At 59.2% G+C, this 17,902-nt stretch carries 9 protein-coding genes and 1 pseudogene; 7 read left to right on the top strand and 3 right to left on the bottom strand.

The genetic code is table 11. The annotated features are described in order from the left end of the window. Positions 1–228: 228 nt before the first annotated feature. Positions 229–1,203, bottom strand: a complete 975-nt coding sequence (locus tag LVY75_00175) for a HEPN domain-containing protein (GenBank protein XAZ20422.1) — start codon at positions 1,201–1,203, stop codon at positions 229–231. A 508-nt stretch (positions 1,204–1,711) separates the two neighbouring features. On the opposite strand from LVY75_00175, the gene LVY75_00180 reads away from it, so the two are divergent. Then, positions 1,712–1,951 (top strand): glycerol-3-phosphate acyltransferase, encoded by a 240-nt coding sequence (locus LVY75_00180; GenBank protein ID XAZ20423.1) that lies wholly within the window; start codon positions 1,712–1,714, stop codon positions 1,949–1,951. A gap of 870 nt (positions 1,952–2,821) precedes the next feature. Here LVY75_00180 and LVY75_00185 read toward each other — a convergent pair. Then, a complete protein-coding gene (locus tag LVY75_00185) occupies positions 2,822–3,115 on the bottom strand; it encodes a hypothetical protein (GenBank protein XAZ20424.1) in 294 nt (97 codons plus the stop codon). A 189-nt stretch (positions 3,116–3,304) separates the two neighbouring features. Further along, positions 3,305–4,492: pseudogene (locus LVY75_00190) on the bottom strand (IS3 family transposase). A 1,157-nt stretch (positions 4,493–5,649) separates the two neighbouring features. Between LVY75_00190 and LVY75_00195 the strand changes: the two are divergent. The 6 genes from LVY75_00195 to LVY75_00220 all read left to right on the top strand — a co-directional run bounded on the left by LVY75_00195 (position 5,650) and on the right by LVY75_00220 (position 17,898). Beyond that, positions 5,650–6,264 carry an invasion associated locus B family protein gene (locus LVY75_00195; protein ID XAZ20425.1) on the top strand — a complete coding sequence of 205 codons (615 nt, stop codon included), beginning with the start codon at positions 5,650–5,652 and terminating at the stop codon, positions 6,262–6,264. 12 nt (positions 6,265–6,276) lie between these two features. After that, positions 6,277–7,998: a ShlB/FhaC/HecB family hemolysin secretion/activation protein gene (locus tag LVY75_00200; protein XAZ20426.1), complete on the top strand. Its 1,722-nt coding sequence runs from the start codon at positions 6,277–6,279 to the stop codon at positions 7,996–7,998. Between the two features lie 13 nt (positions 7,999–8,011). Then, complete coding sequence (locus tag LVY75_00205) at positions 8,012–8,479, top strand: hypothetical protein (protein XAZ20427.1); 468 nt, start codon at positions 8,012–8,014, stop codon at positions 8,477–8,479. Between the two features lie 41 nt (positions 8,480–8,520). Next, on the top strand, positions 8,521–9,075 hold the full coding sequence (locus LVY75_00210) for a hypothetical protein (GenBank protein XAZ20428.1): 555 nt from the start codon (positions 8,521–8,523) through the stop codon (positions 9,073–9,075). A gap of 377 nt (positions 9,076–9,452) precedes the next feature. Next, complete coding sequence (locus LVY75_00215) at positions 9,453–9,725, top strand: hypothetical protein (GenBank protein ID XAZ20429.1); 273 nt, start codon at positions 9,453–9,455, stop codon at positions 9,723–9,725. A gap of 409 nt (positions 9,726–10,134) precedes the next feature. After that, entirely contained in the window at positions 10,135–17,898 is a 7,764-nt protein-coding gene (locus LVY75_00220) for a hemagglutinin repeat-containing protein (protein ID XAZ20430.1), read from the top strand. The last annotated feature ends 4 nt before the right edge of the window (positions 17,899–17,902 follow it).

A 17,902-nucleotide genomic window follows, 5' to 3' on the forward strand; every position in this document is an offset into this window, starting at 1 on the left:
ATCCGGGCGGTGCGCTCGGCATGATACCGTCAGACGTGAAGGTCTTTCTCGCAAGCCATCCAATCGACTTTTTTAACGGACCGGATAGCTTGCTTTCACTGGTGCGGGATGCCAGCGGTGATCCGTTCAACGGTGCACTCTATGTCTTTCGGGCCAAGAGAGCCCAACGACCGACATTCTGCATACGGGTTTCGTTTCGCGAGAGTGGTCGGCTCGAACGCGTGATCGTTAATTCTTTGGCAGTGCCCCACCACTTTCGCCCGACGGAAGACCAAGCAGGCGTTCCTCGCAGATTGTTGCGACTGTTGTTTGTAAAAGCTGCACCCGTTCCAGCAGCCAACCGAGCTCCTCACTGCTGATCGCATAGTTCGGCGAGTATCGGGCCTCGACATAGGCGCGAGACAGAAGTTCGAAGCGCCGCCGGGCGATCCGGTTATCGCGTGGCCAGGCTGCGATCAGCCGCTTGTCGACCTCCTCGGCCTTGGAGCGCAGCACTTTGATGCGGTGGGATTTCGGACTGTAAAGCGTGAGCGTCAGCAAGAGGCAGTGATAGGCCCGTTCCGTAGCCTGGTGGAGATTGAAGGCAGCGTGCTTTGGCTGATTTTCAGCGATCGAAAACTCACTAAGTTTCCGGTAGAATTGCGCATCGGGAAGCCACTGCTCAAAATGCTGCTGTGCTTCGGCATCAGCCTCTTCTTTTGTCAGCGTCTTCGGCCGGGCGAACGGATGGCCTTCCGCTTCGTAAAGGACCTTGCCATCTCTGGCGATATCCACAAAGAATGGCCGGCCGCGCGACAGCTGGTCGTTGACATCATGCAAACTGTGGACGATCGGAATGACTGGTGTCTCAATCCGGTTGGCGATCTGCTCCTGCAGCAGGCGCTCGTCGAGCGAAAGCCACAATTCCTGCTCCTGCGCGAAGGCCTCGGAATTGACGACGATCAGGATATCGTAGTCGGAGCGGTAACCGCTGAGCCGGTCCTCCACCCAGTCGCCGCGCGCATAGGATCCGTAGAGGACAACCTTGAGGATCTTACCGTTCACCTTCTTGGACGACTGCTTGGTGGCACGGAACTGCTCAACCTCGGAAAAGATGATTTCAAGCACGCGGGCAAGCTCGCGCCGTTTGCGGGCTGGCAGATGGTCTAGAGTATCGGTCAAGGTCAAAGCCGCGTCAAAGTCTTCAGTAGGAATCGTATCCATCGTAACGGCTCATCCGATGTTTCGCACGTGTAATTTATACGCGATTATAGCCAACGGCGCAACCACAGATAGCTACAATATGCAGTGACCGTGATTGTCGCATCTGTGTTTTGGTAGCTGAAACTTTACCAGCGGCATCGCGACACAAAACGGAAAGTGCGCTCCTTTTGGCGTCGATACGGAAATCCTGAGGGCCGAAGTGTGTTTTATCGCTTCGGCAAGGTTTTACCATTCCATGACACTCAATGCAGCCCTCTTTGCGCATCAGTTCCGCCGCCGGCTTGGCGACAGGGCGTCACGCCGTCCTGGGTACTCCGACAGCCATATCGTCATCGCCGCGATCTTCGTAAGGTCCGCGAAGCGATCTATCTGACTCCTGACGAAAATGTTTACGCTGAACTCGGGCGAGAGACCACCGGGGATCAGCGTTTTTCGCCGTGGCGGGCGTATGCCGCCCTATCCACCTCATAGTTGAGGTTCTGAAGGGGGCAGCATTACTCTTTGCGTCATGGATTACGATAGACTGAGAAATTCTCCGCTCGTCGCGATCCCGCCGCGCAGTGAACTTTACAGCTTAGCGCCTTGGCTTGTGTGCGTTTCGGGACTAGCCGTTCTGGTCGGCCATGGGTGTTCTATATGCATACGATTTTCAGGCGGGAAATCTACAGCAAGAGGTCTCGGAGCCCTTTCGCCGTTTCACTGTGATCGTAGTTATGCAAGGGCGAGGGCATTTATGCTATGTAGCTAATTTAGAGAAGCTACGTTGTTGGGCGCCAATGCGGATACGCTGGATGATACTAATAACCCTAACGAGCCTGCTGATGTGGGCTGGTCTCATCGAGATAGCATACGTGCTCCTCAGCGCCCCGATGGGTCAGGACCTAGAAATTGCACAGACGGGATGCCAGCTTTACCGAACTTCATCTGACGGCCCACCGTCAACTGATCGTGCAACCCCAATATTCTTCTTTGCGCTGTCGGTAGCGTAACGTTCCGGGCGATAGCGCATGCGCCGAGAGCAAACGGGGAATGCGGTCGACTGCGCACGGAATGTTAGCCGCGCGACACAGCCTCTGATAGTCGAGGAGCGCGCAATACCCCGGACCTCCTTTTCTTCCAAGATCCGACAGCAGGCTGTTTGTCATCATCTGGGTAGAGCTTGATACCTACGGCCCGGGCAGCATCAATGAAGGCTCCGCGAGCTGTGTCACCGTCCTCTTGAAGCGACATGGCGTCCAAGCAGGAACCTACTGCCTTGCGAAATGAGCCAGAGTCCTTCGCAGGCCATCGTTCGCTCATGAGCATTCGCATCAGGTCCTCCACAGTGGCTGCAAAGCGAAAGTCGCTCGCGTCACTAAGTTGAACGCGGACGGGTTTGATCGGCACAGCAGAAACGGCATACATAACGAAACCTCCCGTGGGAAGCCTGCCGAACGTGGAACCAGGGACCGCGGCAATGATCTGATCGAATGGTCCGAGAGACAAGCTTCTCGGCAGGCGGTCCGCTGGTAAACAGGAAATAGCGAAAGATGTTCCCAGGTGGCCAGTTCAGCCTTTCCTACCGCTTCCTTCCCGTTTGCGAAGTCTTCCGCATTGATCCTGCCGCTGCAGACCTTTGTCAACGAGCTTCAATGCCGGCAGCCAAATCTCGCAATTCTGATGCGCCGAAAGCAATCAGGGCCTCGTACTGATCTCCGATCGTCGTCACGAATTGCTTTCGGGCGAGAGCGTCTGACAAGATATCATTGCCTTCAAGCGCGTCGATGGTTCGTTGGAGGAAGTCTCGTAGTTGAGTTTGTTCGCCGGTCATGGTGCACATGGTGAAAGTTAGCCTCACCACTCTCCTGGTGCCGGATCCAGCGGGCGTCACTTTAGCAAATCGAGCTAATACCGCGACCAGCGGTTTTTTCATCCCCACGCATAGCCTCACGCCAGTCCATCAGTATTTCGGCTGAAATTTGCGGCGAATTTTTTCGATGAAGCACTGGAACTTCGGCGTTTAATTGAAATCTGGTAGGTGGATCGTGCGGTCGGGGACTGGTCCCTCATGCTTGTACTGGCTGTGCGGTTGGAGTGCCCCCCATTTCACCGGACAGATCAGCTACTGAGACAATGCTTTGATGAACTCCCTTGGAGAGGCCATCTTCAGCGCTGAGTGTGGATGGATTTCGTTGTAATCCTCGATCCATCCGTCGATCTTCCGGAGAGCTGTATCGGCGTCCGGAATAGGCGAGATGCGTATGTAGTCGCGTTTCAGGGTTTTGACGAAGGCTTCAGACATGCCGTTCGATTGTGGGCTGGCGACGGGCGTGAAGCATTGGATCAGGTTGAGGGCTTGAGCAAACAGCCTGGTTTCCCTCGCGGTGTAGGCGCTGCCGTTATCAGACAGATGTTCGATGGCATGCGGGGCTCTGGTTGTGCCGAAGCGCTTCTCGACGGCTTCCAACATCATGTCTCGAGTGTCGGAACCGGATATCTCGGCATTGGCGACGGCTGCCCATGAGATGATTTCCCGGTCGAGCGCATCGATGATGAACGCGAGACGGACCACCTCGCCATTCCAGCAGGTGAACTCAGGGCCGTCCGAGCACCAGCGAAGGTTAGACCGCATCACCATGACCTTGCCGTCGTGGACACGGCCTATTCGCACCGCCGTATGTTTCTCAAGGATCATGGCATGATTGGCCATGATACGTTGAACCCGCTTGCGATCGACGACGGGCAGATCGGCGGCTCATCCGCCGATAGCCGTAGGTCGGTCGAGCACCGACGAGCCTGCGAATGGCAGGCAGCAGCTCGGCATCGTCTGCTTTGAGATATGATCCACGCGGCTTGGACTTGCCTTTGAGTTGCTCGGCGAGATTGGACCGCGATACGCCCAGGGCATCTGCCACCGTCTTCATCGGGAACCGTCCTTCGGCAACAAGATCGGCCGCGATATCGGTTTTTTTGAGCTCGCTTTGGAAAGGGCTTCGCCGAGAATCTCGTTCTCCAACGTCTTACGCCTGAGGATGCGCTCAAGCTCGCGCACGCGATCTTCCAGCCTCTTCACCTCGGAATTGCCGATAACTGGCTCGTCAGAATCCACGGCCACCGCACCTCCCTCGCTCAGGAGCCTGCGCCAGCGATACAAGAGGTTTGGCGCAACTCCATGTCGCCGCGCCGCAGAGGAAACGGTTTCCCTGGCGGCATAGCTTTCCTCGATGATCTGCAGTTTGCGTTCCGTTGTCCAGCGTCGTCGCCGGACGTCACCGATCATCAGATCAACCTGTCGAAACTCGTTAGACATAAGCCTATCCTCAAGCCTGTGCTTGAGCCTTCCTGCTTATGCTGAGTGTCCGGTCGAAAGTGGGGGTAGTTCAGCGGTCTACCCAACTGTCCGATGTGCATTATCTTCGGCTACGGTTCTCGCACGAACTTCCATTCGACATTCGACATTCCGGTTGGTTTGACGAGGTGAGAGCGTCTTTGGAGCAGGCGTAGCGTAGGGACAAGCTTGTGTGGGTCTGCGATATGGGCCGGAACCGTCTTCCCAGCTGATTTGTAGTGCGACTGCAAATCGCTCCGAAACTGCCGAATATCGAAGATATCTCTTCCGGCGTTGTACCAGTCCGCTAAGATGACATCGCACACAATGCAGAGGTTAGTTTGGTCGTCGGAATAATCGTGCGAATTTGTCGCCACTGCGCGCCCCGTCGAAATGCAGGATTGTTTGGCACGGAAATGGGGTTGGCCACCCAGCACTACACGAACCAGAGCCCCGGTGCCCCTGTCAGTGCCCTTGCCATCTAACTCGTCACCGTAACAAGCCAATAGAACCTGCGCTGACAGGTGAGGCAATTCGACCAAATGTATTACTTCGTTTCTGGTTGAAGAAGCCACCACGTCGCCCTGCGCTTTCGCAGGCACCTGGTGTGGCGCTGACGTCAACAATTTCTGGGCGGCATCGCGGTTCCGCATGCAGATTTGCGCGCCCGCCGAGTACCTCTTTCATCAGGTCGAGAACCCCACAATGCCATAGGTGCGAGTGCGGCCTTCAATCAGTGGCCGAGAAGGCGGCTGGATCCGTGAGTGTCTTTTCTAAGACGGTTGTCCAAACTCTTCCCCTTTCGTTGTCGCTTGTGTTGCAGGAATTACACAACTCTCCGAAAACGAGCGCGAATTGCGCGAAAGCGAATACTACCTCTCGATGTGTCGTATCCCAATCTGCTATGAAGCCGGGGAGCCAATGATTGGCCTCGCTCTCCGAGCCCTTTTCCATGACATCGACAATTTCCAGCTGCGCGACAGGCACTGGTAAACCCTTGTCTTGATTTAAGGCGACAGTCTCGGCCCGGCGACCACCAAACAATATCATCAAAACTTTACCGTGCAGGCACCAGGGCTGATTCCATGGCCAGTTGGAGCGATATGATATTATATCTTATTGAAATTACTTCCCTTTTCATGGCGTGTATCTTGAGGGTCGCAGTGGAGAGGGCTTCCGGAACTCTCGCTCCCGTTTTGATATTCCTGGCCTTTGGCAGCCCGTCCTTTTCGCAATCCGCAGCGCCGGCCGATCGCGAGGTGGACCTGTTGCAGGAAGCGGCAGCGCCGGAGCCGGTGATAGAGGCGCGGAAATTCGATGACTGGTATTATCGCTGCACCGGTGCTGCAGGCGCTAAGGCATGCGAAGTCGCGCAGGTTGCGCAGGTTGCCAAAGACGGCAAGAACGTCACCGTGCTGACGCTTGCGATTTCAGCCGCGCCCGCTGATCCCCAAAGCAGGGGGAAGTCGCGGCTGATCTTGACCGCCCTTCTGCCGCTCAACGTCTTCCTGCCTTCGGGCTTGTCGCTCAAGGCCGATGGCAAGCCGGTTGCCAAGCTCGCCTACCGCAATTGCAACCAGTCGGGATGCTGGGCGCAGCAGGCGCTGGATACGAAGACAATAGCGGCACTGAAGAAGGGCATGACAGCCGAAGGGCTGGTCCGGCTGATCAACGGCCAGGACATTAATATCCGCTTCTCGCTCAGCGGGTTGAAGCCGGCTCTCGATGAACTTCAGTCCACTGCCAGCAGGTAATCGAATTTCAGAATGACAATGGGGATTCGATACGTCGTGGCCGCTGGCGCCATACTCGTGCTGGGCGCCATTCCTGCCTATGCGCAGTCGCCCACTGATGATTTCAACCGCCGTCAGGAAGCGCAGTCGCAAACCCAGCGGCTGGATGCGCTTCGCCGTTCAACGCCGGGCGGCGGCGCGGCAACGGAAAACGGACCCCCGTCTGGCGGTGAGCGAAATGGCGCCTGTTTCGAGATTACCCGCGTCGAAATCGATGGCATGAGCCTATTATCGTCCGAGGAAGTTGGTAGGGTCACGGCGCCTTACGCCAACCGATGTGTGGGCCTCGCCGAGATCAATGCGGTCCTCAAGGATGTCACACATCTCTATATCGATCATGGCTATGTGACCTCGCGCGCCTACGTGCCGCAGCAGGATATCGTCAAGACGCGGGTTCTCCGCCTGCTCGTCGTCGAAGGCAAGCTTTCCGACATCTATCTCAACGGCAAGAAAGTCTCTGGCAGCAGTTCGCTGGCGACGGCCTTTCCGGGTCTGATCGGTCGGGTTGTCAATATCCGGGATATCGAGCAGGGGCTCGACCAGATGAACCGGCTGCAGGCCAATGATGCGAGATCGGCCATGCTGCCCGGCCCCAAGGACGGAACGTCCATCCTGAATATCGAAAACCGGCCTGGCCGGCCCTGGCATGTCACCCTCGGCAACAACAATCTCGGGCAGGAGAGTACCGGTTTTTCCCGCAGCTCGGCATCGCTCGGTTTCGACGATATTTTCGGCATCAACGATCAGTGGAGTTTCTCTTACGAACATAGCGGCCCGGATTATCCCTGGCGCGATGACGGCAGGGGATTTGGCAACAGCTATTCCGGCAGCCTCAGTGTTCCCTACGGCTATTCGACCTTTTCGCTGAACGGCTCCTGGTATCAGTATGAAAGCACGGTCGAGGGAAACTTTTCCCCGCTCGAAACTTCGGGCAATTCCGGGCAGGCCGGTCTTGGCATCGACCGAGTCATCCTCCGCGACAAGGATTCGATCACCACCGCACGCAGCAGCCTGACCTACAAGCAGACGGACAATTTCCTGCTCGGCAATCTGATCGAGGTCGGCAGTCGCCGCTATACGGTCGGCGATATCGGCATTTCCCATTCAAGGCGCATGCTTGGCGGCATCTGGGTCTTCGATGTCAGCTACGACAAGGGGCTTGGTCTCTTCGATGCAGTCGAGGCGGGAGAACCCGGGGCAGGGGACGCAGATCCGCGATTTTCGAAATTCAACGCGACCGTCAGCGTGACCAAGCCATTCGAGGTGGCGAACCGTCAGTTCGAACTGACCTCGCTCGCCAGCGGCCAATATTCCCCCGACAATCTCCTCGGCGCCGAACAAATCTCTCTCGGCAGCTACAGCAATGTGCGCGGCACGCGCGAAAGCGTGATTTTCGGCAATAACGGGGTCTTCTCGCATAACGAGCTCGTCTGGAGAACCAGGTCCAACGAAGACGGCGGCCGGGCCGCGCAGGCCTTCGGTGAGCTGCGCCCCTATGTCGGCTTCGATTACGGACACGTCTATGCGCAGAAGCGGTTCGACATCGCCGGCGGCGATCTCGCCAGCTGGACCGCCGGCATCCGGACCGTCGGCGGCAATGTCAGTGTCGACCTTGGCTATTCCGACATCGTTGCAAGTAGCCTCGACCATGTCGACGGCGGCCTCTTTTATTTCAGCGCATCCACCCATTGGTAACGAAAGCAGGACAATGACCACCCGCAGCATCTTCACGAACAAGCCCGCCAAAACCCTTTCAACATCGGCGGCGCTGATCCTCACAGTGTCCGTGGCTCTTGCCGGCTGTGCCGGTCGGGAGGCGCGCCCGGTCGCTTCGACCAATCCGACCGACAGCGCTTTCGATTGCGCTGGCATCACCCGTGAATTCGAGGCGAACGAGCGGCAGATCACGGCGACGGTGAAGGAGCGGACAGATGCGCAAGGCAAGAACATCATCCTTGGGGCGACCGGTATGCTGCTGTTTCTGCCGGCCCTGTTTTTCATGGACCCGAAATCGCCTGAGAAGGTCGAGATCGACGCGTTGCGCAACCGGAACAATGTCCTGACCAGCATCGCCAAATCGAAGGGGTGCCCGGCGCCGAAATCCCAACTGACCGAGCTCTACAAACATCTCGACAGCAAGCCCAAGCCGGCCTCGTCGTCGGACAGCCGAAACTGAGTTCTGCAGACCAATCGAACTGAAAAATCCTGGAGTTGCTTATGCGTATCGTGCGTTTTCTGACCATTGTCCTGCTGGCGGCAACGTTGGCATCCTGCGTTACCACGAGGACAGACCCACGGCTGATCGCCGCCCTTCAGCAGACGTCCGTGCGCGAGATCCGGATCGAGCTGGCTCCGGACGTCAAGACATTCGGTTTCGGCGACAAGCCGGACCAGCAGGTCCAAGAGGCGGTTCACACCCTTCAGGCTGAGATGACGAAGGAATTGATGGGCGTGCCGGGCGGCCCCAACCGGGGCAGGCTGGTCGTCACGCTGCATGTGTTTGACGTCACCACCAAGCAGGCCCGGATCATCGGTGGCCATGACAGCATGATCGATGGGACCGTCCGGCTGGACGACGCCAAGACGGGACAATTGATCGCCGAAGCGCAAAACATCCATGGCGAAGATCTCTCCATGCGCGGAAGCGGCTACGGCGTGATCGTCGCAGTCGCCATCAACGCGGCGACGACAGCAGGCGCTCCCGACATCATGGCGCAGCGACTGGCCAAATCCTTCACCCGAAACGTGAAGACTTGGCTCACCCAGAAATAAGGCCTGCGATGGGCACCCATATTTTCAGGAGATGGCGAAAGGGCCTTGCAACGGTTTGAACCCTCTTGTCCCAATCGAAACGAGAAATTTCGGATGACCAAGCGAGCTTTTGCGGCTGGGGGATTGAGCATCATAGCCGTGCTGTTGGCGTCGTGCGGCGGGGCCAAGGATCCCGCAAGGATCGCGAGCGAAAGACAGACAAAATCCAACGAGATCCTCAACGAAAGAAGGCAGAAAGGCGCGTTGATCGTGACGAGCTTCATCAATCCCCGTCTGTTCGGTCCTGTCCGATGTCCGGCACGGATCCGACTTCGCAAGCTCGTCAACGGCGCGACCGAGGAAACGGCCGCACCGGTCAACCTTGGGACCGCCATGCGATGGCTGCTGCCTGCCCAGGCCAGGCCGGCGGACATGAAGGCAATATCCTCAATCCTGTCCCTGATGCGAAGGACTACGAGCAGGCCCTTCAACCGATCGCTCCTGGCACCTATGTCGTCACATATGCCTGTTGCGAATTGTTCGACGGCAACGTGACCGTGGAGCTTGAGGCCGGCGGGGACTATGATGGGCTCTTCAGCTATATCGGCGCATTAGACGGGGCGGCACCGTCGGTGAAGGCCAGATCGCCGATGCCGGCTATTTCCGGGTAGAGGGTTCGAGAAGCAATCCTGTCGTGGTGGGCGCAGAAACAAGCTCGGCCGAGCGTGAGGTCATGAAGGAAGTCATCCCTGGGGCCTATTCCTCGGTCACAGTCAAGACGTTCGGGCAGTAAAAGGGGAGGCTTTCGCGGACACGCCAAATATCGCCCCATTTTGTTTGGATTGCATTTACCTCGCGTACAGGCACAGGTTGACTGAGGTCGACAGCTGTGGTCTCGGTCCCTGAGAGGTACAACTACCGCGGGATTTTCTGCCGCGTAGCATCAGGTTTCGGAAGGCAATCATGGGCGCAGGTTTGGGGAAGTCGGCGATGGCAACGGGTGGTGTCGCCGCGGTAAACGCAAAGTGTGCTCGAAACTTCTTCCGACAATCGCTTGCCCTCCTGCTGAGCAGTCTGCTCATGCTTCAGCCGACGTTTGCCAATGCACAGTCGGTCTCGGCCAGCAGCACGGCGGCTGGCGCAAACCAACCAAGCGTCGGCACGGCGCCGAACGGCGTGCCGCTCATCGACATCGTCACGCCGAACAGCCAGGGCCTGTCGCACAACAAGTACGACAACTTCAACGTCGGCACACCGGGGCTGATCCTCAACAACTTCAAAGGCGAGGTCGGCACCTCCAATCTCGGCGGCGTCACGCCGGGCAATGCCAATCTCAAAACGTCGGGGCCGGCATCGGTCATCCTCAACGAAGTCACCAGCGGCAACCGCTCGGCGTTGAACGGGCCGACCGAGGTGTTCGGCGGTCGTGCCGACGTGATCATCGCCAACCCGAACGGCATCACCTGCGACGGCTGCGGCTTCATCAACACGCCGCATGCGACGCTGACGACAGGCGTTCCCGATATCGGCGCCGATGGCGCCCTGAAGGGCTACACCGTCAACGGCGGCGATGTGACGATCGGACCGAATGGCGGCAACTTCGCGGCCGGTCCTGGTGCTGTGGATCTCTTCGACATCGTCTCGCGCGCCGTCACCGTCAACGGCCCGGTCTACGGCAAAGACCTTCGTGTTACGGCCGGCCGCAATCAGTTCGACTATGCCACCGGAAACGCCACGCCGCTTGCGGCGACATCCGGCACGCCGGAATATGCGATCGACGGCACAGCACTCGGTGCCATGCAAGCCGATCGTATCAAGATCGTCGTCACCGAAAAGGGCGCAGGTGTGCGCATGCGCGGCGACATGGCCGCCAATGCCGGCGAGCTGTCGCTGTCGGCCGACGGCAAGATCTCGCTCGGCAACGTCTCCGGCCAGCAGGGCGTTTCGATCTCCTCGAAGGCAAAGGTGACGGCTTCCAAGGTCACGTCGAAGGCTAAGGTCGCCGTTCAGGCGGACCAGGGCATTACCCTCGATACAATCGCTGCCGACGACGACATCCTGCTGTCCAGCGGCAACGGCCTGTTGAGTGTCGGCGGTGAGGTGAACAGCGCCGCCAACGTCCAGATGACGTCATCCGCGGGTATTGCCTCCGGCAGCGTCGTGGCCGGTAATGCGCTCACCCTGTCGACCACCTCGGGCGACATCCAGATCGCCGGTGCGGTAAAGAGCGCCGAAGCGCTGACGATGACTGCGACATCGGGCGCGATCACCGCAGCCTCGCTTGTCAGCGGCAACAATCTCACGCTATCCGCCGGCGCCGACATTGCCATATCGGGCGATGTCCTGGCTGAGAGCACCGTCGCGGTTTCCGGCGGCTCGATTGCAGCCGCCACCATCGCTTCTGGCGTCGATCTCGCCGCTACCGCCCAATCTGCCAATGCCGCACTGGTGTTGCAGCCGACGGGCGATATGAGCCTTACCGCCACGAATGGTTCGATCACCGTTTCCAATGCGCTGATGAGCAGCGGGGATCTTTCGGCCAATGCGAGCCAGAACCTCGCCTATGGGAAGCTGCAGAGCCTTGGCGACGCCGATCTCTCCGCCTCCGGCCAGATCGGCTACGGCAATCCGATCAGCGCCAAGGGAAACCTGACACTCACCACCACCGCTATCGATCTCTCGAACGGCGGCGCCAGCAACATCGCCGCCGGCGGCACGCTGACGCTTAACGCCGACAGCGCAAATCTCAGCAACAACAACATCACTCTCGGCGGTCTGACCCTTAACCTCGCAGGTGCTGCCGATCTCAGCGGCACCAGGATCTATACCGTCACCAACGCCGGCGGTTCCGGCGATATCGACATCAACGCCTCCGGCCTCTCCACGTCAAACAGCACGGCGCTGCTCGCCGCCCACGACCTGACCCTAAGCCTGCCCTCGCTGAGCAATGCCGGACAATTGGCCGCCGGTCACGATCTCACCTTCAACGTTTCCGGCAACTTCACCAACAGTGCCACCGGCCTTGCCTACGCCGGCCACGACGCCGGCCTCTTCGTCGGCGGAGTACTTACCAATGACCAGGGCGCCATCTTATCAGGCAATGATCTTACGATTGCCGGGGTGACTGCGTCACAGAGAAATGCTGCGGTCACCAATGTTTCCGGGCTGATCCAGGCTGGAAACGACATGTCCATCCTGACAAGCAACCTGACCAATAGGCGGGTTGTCACGCCGCAATGGACGACGGCCAACCTGGTTTCCTCGGCCGTCGTCAGCGGCTTCACGCTCAATCCGGTCGCCGCCGGTCTGCCTTTCGGCTATCTCGAGACCGTAGACCAGAACATGTACCAGCTCTATCCCGGTGTTGATCCGGGCTTGTGGCAGGACTATCAACCGCTGCTCTGGTCGAAGGCGACGCTTGCCGATGGCACGGTTTATCATGCGTGGACGTGGGTATCGGGCAACGGGCCGACGCGGGTCGAGCCGATCTTCGACTGGATCACGGACCGCGTTCCAAAGGACGCGAACGGCAATCCTGTTGTCGATCCGAATAACCCTTCGCGATACTTCATCGTCGATGAGGTAAACGCCGGCGGCTCGGATACCAGCACCACCTATACCTGGGATTGGTCGTCACACCTCAGCCAGTCGGTCTACGAGGACCGGTTAGTCGGCACGCTCAGCCCAGAAGCGACGATCCGCGCGAGCCGCAACCTCACGATCGACGCCACGAATCTGACCAATTCCTTCAGCTCGATCGAGGCCGGCGGCAACGCGACGCTGCAAGGTTCGGCACTCACCAATACCGGCGTCACCCTCTTTCGCACGACGACGACGACCTGCAGCGCACAGGGCGCCTGCACGGCCTATGACGCCAACGGCAACGCCAATCCCTCGAAGAATATCGCCAGCGGCACGTCGATCGTCAGCTCGGTCGAGGCGATCGGCGGTGTATCGGCCAACATCAAGGCGGGTGGCGCCCTCTCTGTCAATTTCGGCAGCGTCAGCAACACGTCCGCAGCCGGTTCGATGGCCGGCGGCGCCAACGTGGCGGCGGCAGGCAATCCCGGCGATCCACTCTCCGCGATCTCCGGCCTGACCGCCGGCGGCGCGCTGTTCAACGTCAATTCTGGCCTCGGCGGCGCCGCTCTCCTACCTCCCGCCAACCCGAATTCCGGCGGCTTCGGCGGCAATATAGCTCACCAGACCTTCCTGTTCGAAACCCGCGGTGACTTCCTCGATGTCGGCACCTTCTATGGCTCCGGCTATTTCATGGACCGCATCGGCTATCAGCCGGAGACGACGGTTCCGTTCCTGGGCGACGCCTATTTCGAGAACCAGCTGATCGACACCCAGCTGCGGCAGCTCGTCGGCGAAGGGCTCGGCAGGAGCTCCTTCATCGCCGGCAGTGACGCCATCGAGCAGATGAAGACGTTGCTCGACAATGGCGCCGATTATGCGCAGGCGCACGATCTGGCCGTCGGCCAGGGCCTGACGGCGGAAGAGGCGGCTGCTCTCACCAAGTCGATTGTCCTCTATCAATGGCAGACGGTCAACGGCGTTCAGGTGCTGGCGCCCGTGGTTTATGTCGCTGCTGCCGACCGGCAGAAGCTGACCGGTGCCGGCGCCGCCATCGCAGGCGGCTCGGTCAACATGAATGTCGGCAACCTCGATAATTCCGGCCTCATCGCATCCGCTGGCGACCTCACCGTCTCCGGCAACTCGATCCAGGGCAGCGGCACGTTCCTGTCGCGCGGCGACACGGCCATCAATGCCACCAACGGCATTACGCTCGCCGCCCAGACGATGACGATCGGCGGCCAGAATGTCGTCAACGCCAATGCCGGCGTGACCGCAGGCGGCAATCTGCAGCTCGCCGGCGGCAGCGATCTCGCCCTCAAGGGCGTCAAGGTCAATGCCACCGGCAATGCCTCGCTCTCCGGCAAGAATGTGACGCTGGCTGCCGCAAAGGTCGAAAACGATGGCCAGCAAAATGCCACCGGCAGCCAGGTCGCCAGCGCCAAGGCCCTGACGATCAAGGCAACCGACAATGTCAACGTCATCGGCAGCTCCGCCAAGGCCGGCACGACGCTCGATGTGACCGCCGACAACGGCTCGGTGGCGGTGGTGTCGACCGATGTCGCCCGCAACAACCAATCCGGCTACACGAGGACGCTTTCCACCGACCAGCAGCAATCGCAGCTATCCGCCGGCACGAATGCGACGATCAAATCAGGCGACGATATCCTGCTCTCCGGTTCCTCCGTCAAGGCTGGTGGTGATGTGGCGCTCAGCGCTGGCGACGATATCAACGTCACCGCCGCGCAGGAGCAGTCCGCATCCACCTTCGGCAAGAAGTCCGCCTCGTCGATCACCCATGTCGGCTCGGAGATCTCGGCCGGCGGCGACCTCTCGGTGACCGCAGGCAATGGCAGCGGCGATCACGACCTCAACATCGTCGGCAGCAGACTTGCCGCCGACGGCAAGCTCGCTCTCAAGGCCGACGGCGACGTGACGATCGCCGAAGCCACCGACACCGCGACCCTCGACACCAGGCTCAGCACCAAGGGCGGTTTCCTCGGCAAGAGCGAGAAGACGACCAGCCATCTCGAAACGACGACGGCCGTCGGCTCATCGATCAGCGGCGCTGGCGGCGTCGACATCACCTCGGGCAAGGACACGGTCATCTCGGCCTCTAGGATCGAAGCCGGCAAGGAGGGCGGCGGCGCGGCGGACCTGAACATCACCGCCGGCGGTGACCTCGTCATCGCCTCCGGAATGGATACCAGCGCCAAGGACGACAAAGCCTCGTGGAGTGGCTTCCTATCCAAGAGCTCGTCCAGCCACAAGAGTTACGATGAGACCACCATTGCCTCCGAACTCGGCGCATCCGGCAATATCAATATGAATGCCGGCGGGGCGGCGGTCATCGCCGGTTCACAAGCCTATGCTGACGGCTCAATTTCCGTCACCGGCGACAGCGTCTCTATCATTGGGGCGCAGGAAACCCACCAGCTTGAGGAGCAGCGCAAAAAGTCCGGCTTCGGCGTAGGCGGCGGTGGCGGGTTTATTTCGATCTACGGCAGCCAGCAGAACAGCGGCAAGCAGGCCTCCGAGCTCAATGTCGCCTCGGTGCTGTCTGCCGGAACGGATGTCGCACTCAAGTCGCGCGACACCGACGTCAACATCCTCGGCTCGCAGATCTACGCGACCAACAACATCACCCTCGACGCCGCCCGCGACGTCAACATCACTCCAGGCGCGGAAAGCGAGTCGTCCGAGGAAAAGGAAAAACGCTCCGGCTTTGGCATTTCTTTCGGCTCAAGCAGCGGCGGCTTCTCCGTTGGCATCGGCATGTCGTCGGTTTCCGACACGACGAAACAAGGCTCGCAGACAAACGCGATGGCGATTCTTTCCGCTGGCAACGACCTGACGATCAAGGCCGGACGCGACGCCAACCTGCAGGCCGCCGACGTCTCGGCCGATCGCGACTTGGCAATCACTGGCGCGCGCGATGTCAATCTGCTGAGCGCTGAGGACAAATCGAACTACGAGAGCGTACACGAACAGTTCTTCGCCGGCGTGACACTGTCGGTTTCGACAGGATTGGTCAGCGCAGGCCAGAGTATTGCCGGCGCTGCACAGAAGATCGCCGGTATTTCCGACGGCTACACGGCAGCCAACGCCGCCTTCGCCTCGCTTAAAGCTTATGACGCGCTCCAGCAGCTCTCAAGTATCGCCAAGGATGGCGGCAACATAGCGTCCATATCGCTGACGGCAGGCTTCAATTACGAAAAGAACAGCGCCTCTGCGTCCACCTCTACGCCAGTCGTCACGAGCGTGGAAGCTGGTCGATCGGTCGCCATCGAAGCCACCTCCGGCGATCTGACCGGGCATGGCGCGCAGATAACGGCGGGGTATGATTACGGCGTTCCTGCAGTAGTCGGCGACGACAAGTTCGGCGATATCACGTTGAAAGCCGGTCACGATATCACGCTGGAAAGCGCGCAGGCAACCAGCGAAACGGCCAGCGACAGCAAGTCGGCGAACGCAAGCTTCGGCGTGAGCGCGGGCATCGGCCTGCAAGGCGTCGGTGTCGGCGTCACCGGTGGCGCCGGCGCGGGAATGTCGACTTCCGATGCCACTTCGGTCACACAGATCAACAGCCATGTTACCGGCATCGGCGACATCAAAATCAGCTCAGGCAACGATACGACGCTCAAGGGCGCCGTCGTTTCCGGCGATACGATCACGGCCGATGTCGGTGGCGATCTCAGTATCATCTCGACACCCGATACAGGCAGCAGCGCGAATAGCTCTGCCTCCGCTGGCTTCTCGTTGAGCGGGGCGGTGGGCGGCAATCTTCTGCCTTTGACCACTCAGCTTTCAGGCTTGCAATTCGGGGGCGGCCTCGGCTCGGGTGCCACGAACTGGATCAACGAGCAGTCCGGTCTTCTCTCCACTGGCAAGATGGATATCGAGGTCCACGGCAATACCGATCTTCAGGCCGGCAAGATCATCTCCGAGAGCGGCGATCTGGCGCTTTCGACCGATACGCTGACCTACAGCGATTTCTTGGGCCAGAAGGGCTATGAGGGCTTCAGCGCCCAAATCGGCATCGAGATTCCCGGCAATGAGTCGCCCGGTGCGCCGCCCGCCAACAATACCCTCGAAGGCACTTACCAGCTCGACGACACGCGCCAGACCGTCCGCGCCACCGTCGGCCCTGGCATCATCACCGTTCGTAACGAGGAGAAGCAGGTGGCCCTGGAGCAATCCGGAGCGACAGCACCGCTCGCCGACCTTAACCGCGATCCCGACAAAGCCTACGAGATCACACGGGATAAGCATGTTGATCTGGAGATCTATGTCTCGACGCAGAGCATAAAAGCTGCGCTTGAGGCCGGCAAAACGATTGCCGACGCGATCGGCGATGTGTTCGAGCGCATGGCTGCAGATGGACATTTGTCTTTGGATGACGCTCGTTCGGCAGCAGCGCTCGCGCAATATCGAGATGACCCGGCAGTACTTTCTCAATTGGCGAGCTGCGGCCAGCGCGCAGAGAACGAGTTTCATCTACTTGATTGGCTCATTACGCCTGCATACGCCGACGCCGCGAGTTGTACTATTTTCGTTGACGGCAAAAGCTTCACGGTCTCTGCGGCTGGCGCACTCAACTGTTTGAATGTATTTCAGCGCCTGACCAAACTCGCTGTCGGAGAGGCGACTTTGGCGGGCACCGTAGTTGCAGGCTTGCTGACCACCGGCTTCTTGCTGGCCTCGACAACAGCAGTTGGCGACAAGGTTGATCAGACCGCGATCCTAGCGGACGGAACAGCGGTTCATGTCACCGGTGACGGCGACTCCTTGCTACGTCGCGTCGAAATCACTCAAAATGGTCAGGCAACCGTCCTATTTCTCACCATCGGCAATGACGGCCAATATGAACTGCTCTCTGGCACTGTGCTGGGCGGTGCTATGCCAGACGCTATACTTGCGGGAGTGGCAGATCAGATTTCCACCGCCACTGGCAAACAGGTTGTCTATAATGAAAAAAATTCGGATGGCGGAAACGAATCTACCAGTGAGCCACCACGCGGTAAAAAGGCCAGTTCATCTGCCGTTGGTGACAAGGTCAGAACCCCACAATCGCATCCGGAAGATTTTGTCAAAGTTGAAGGAACGAAATACAGAAACAAGAAAACTGGTGAGATCTGGGAGAAAAGTCGGACAACGCATACTGACAAAGATGGAGAATGGAAAGTCGGTTCGCATCCAGGAAAACCTCCTCGCCCATCGGACAAGATCACCGTTGGCAGTGACGGAGTGATTATCAAATTTTAAGGGA

It is taken from the genome of Sinorhizobium sp. B11 (assembly GCA_039725955.1).
In the GTDB taxonomy this organism is placed as follows: Bacteria; Pseudomonadota; Alphaproteobacteria; order Rhizobiales; family Rhizobiaceae; genus Rhizobium.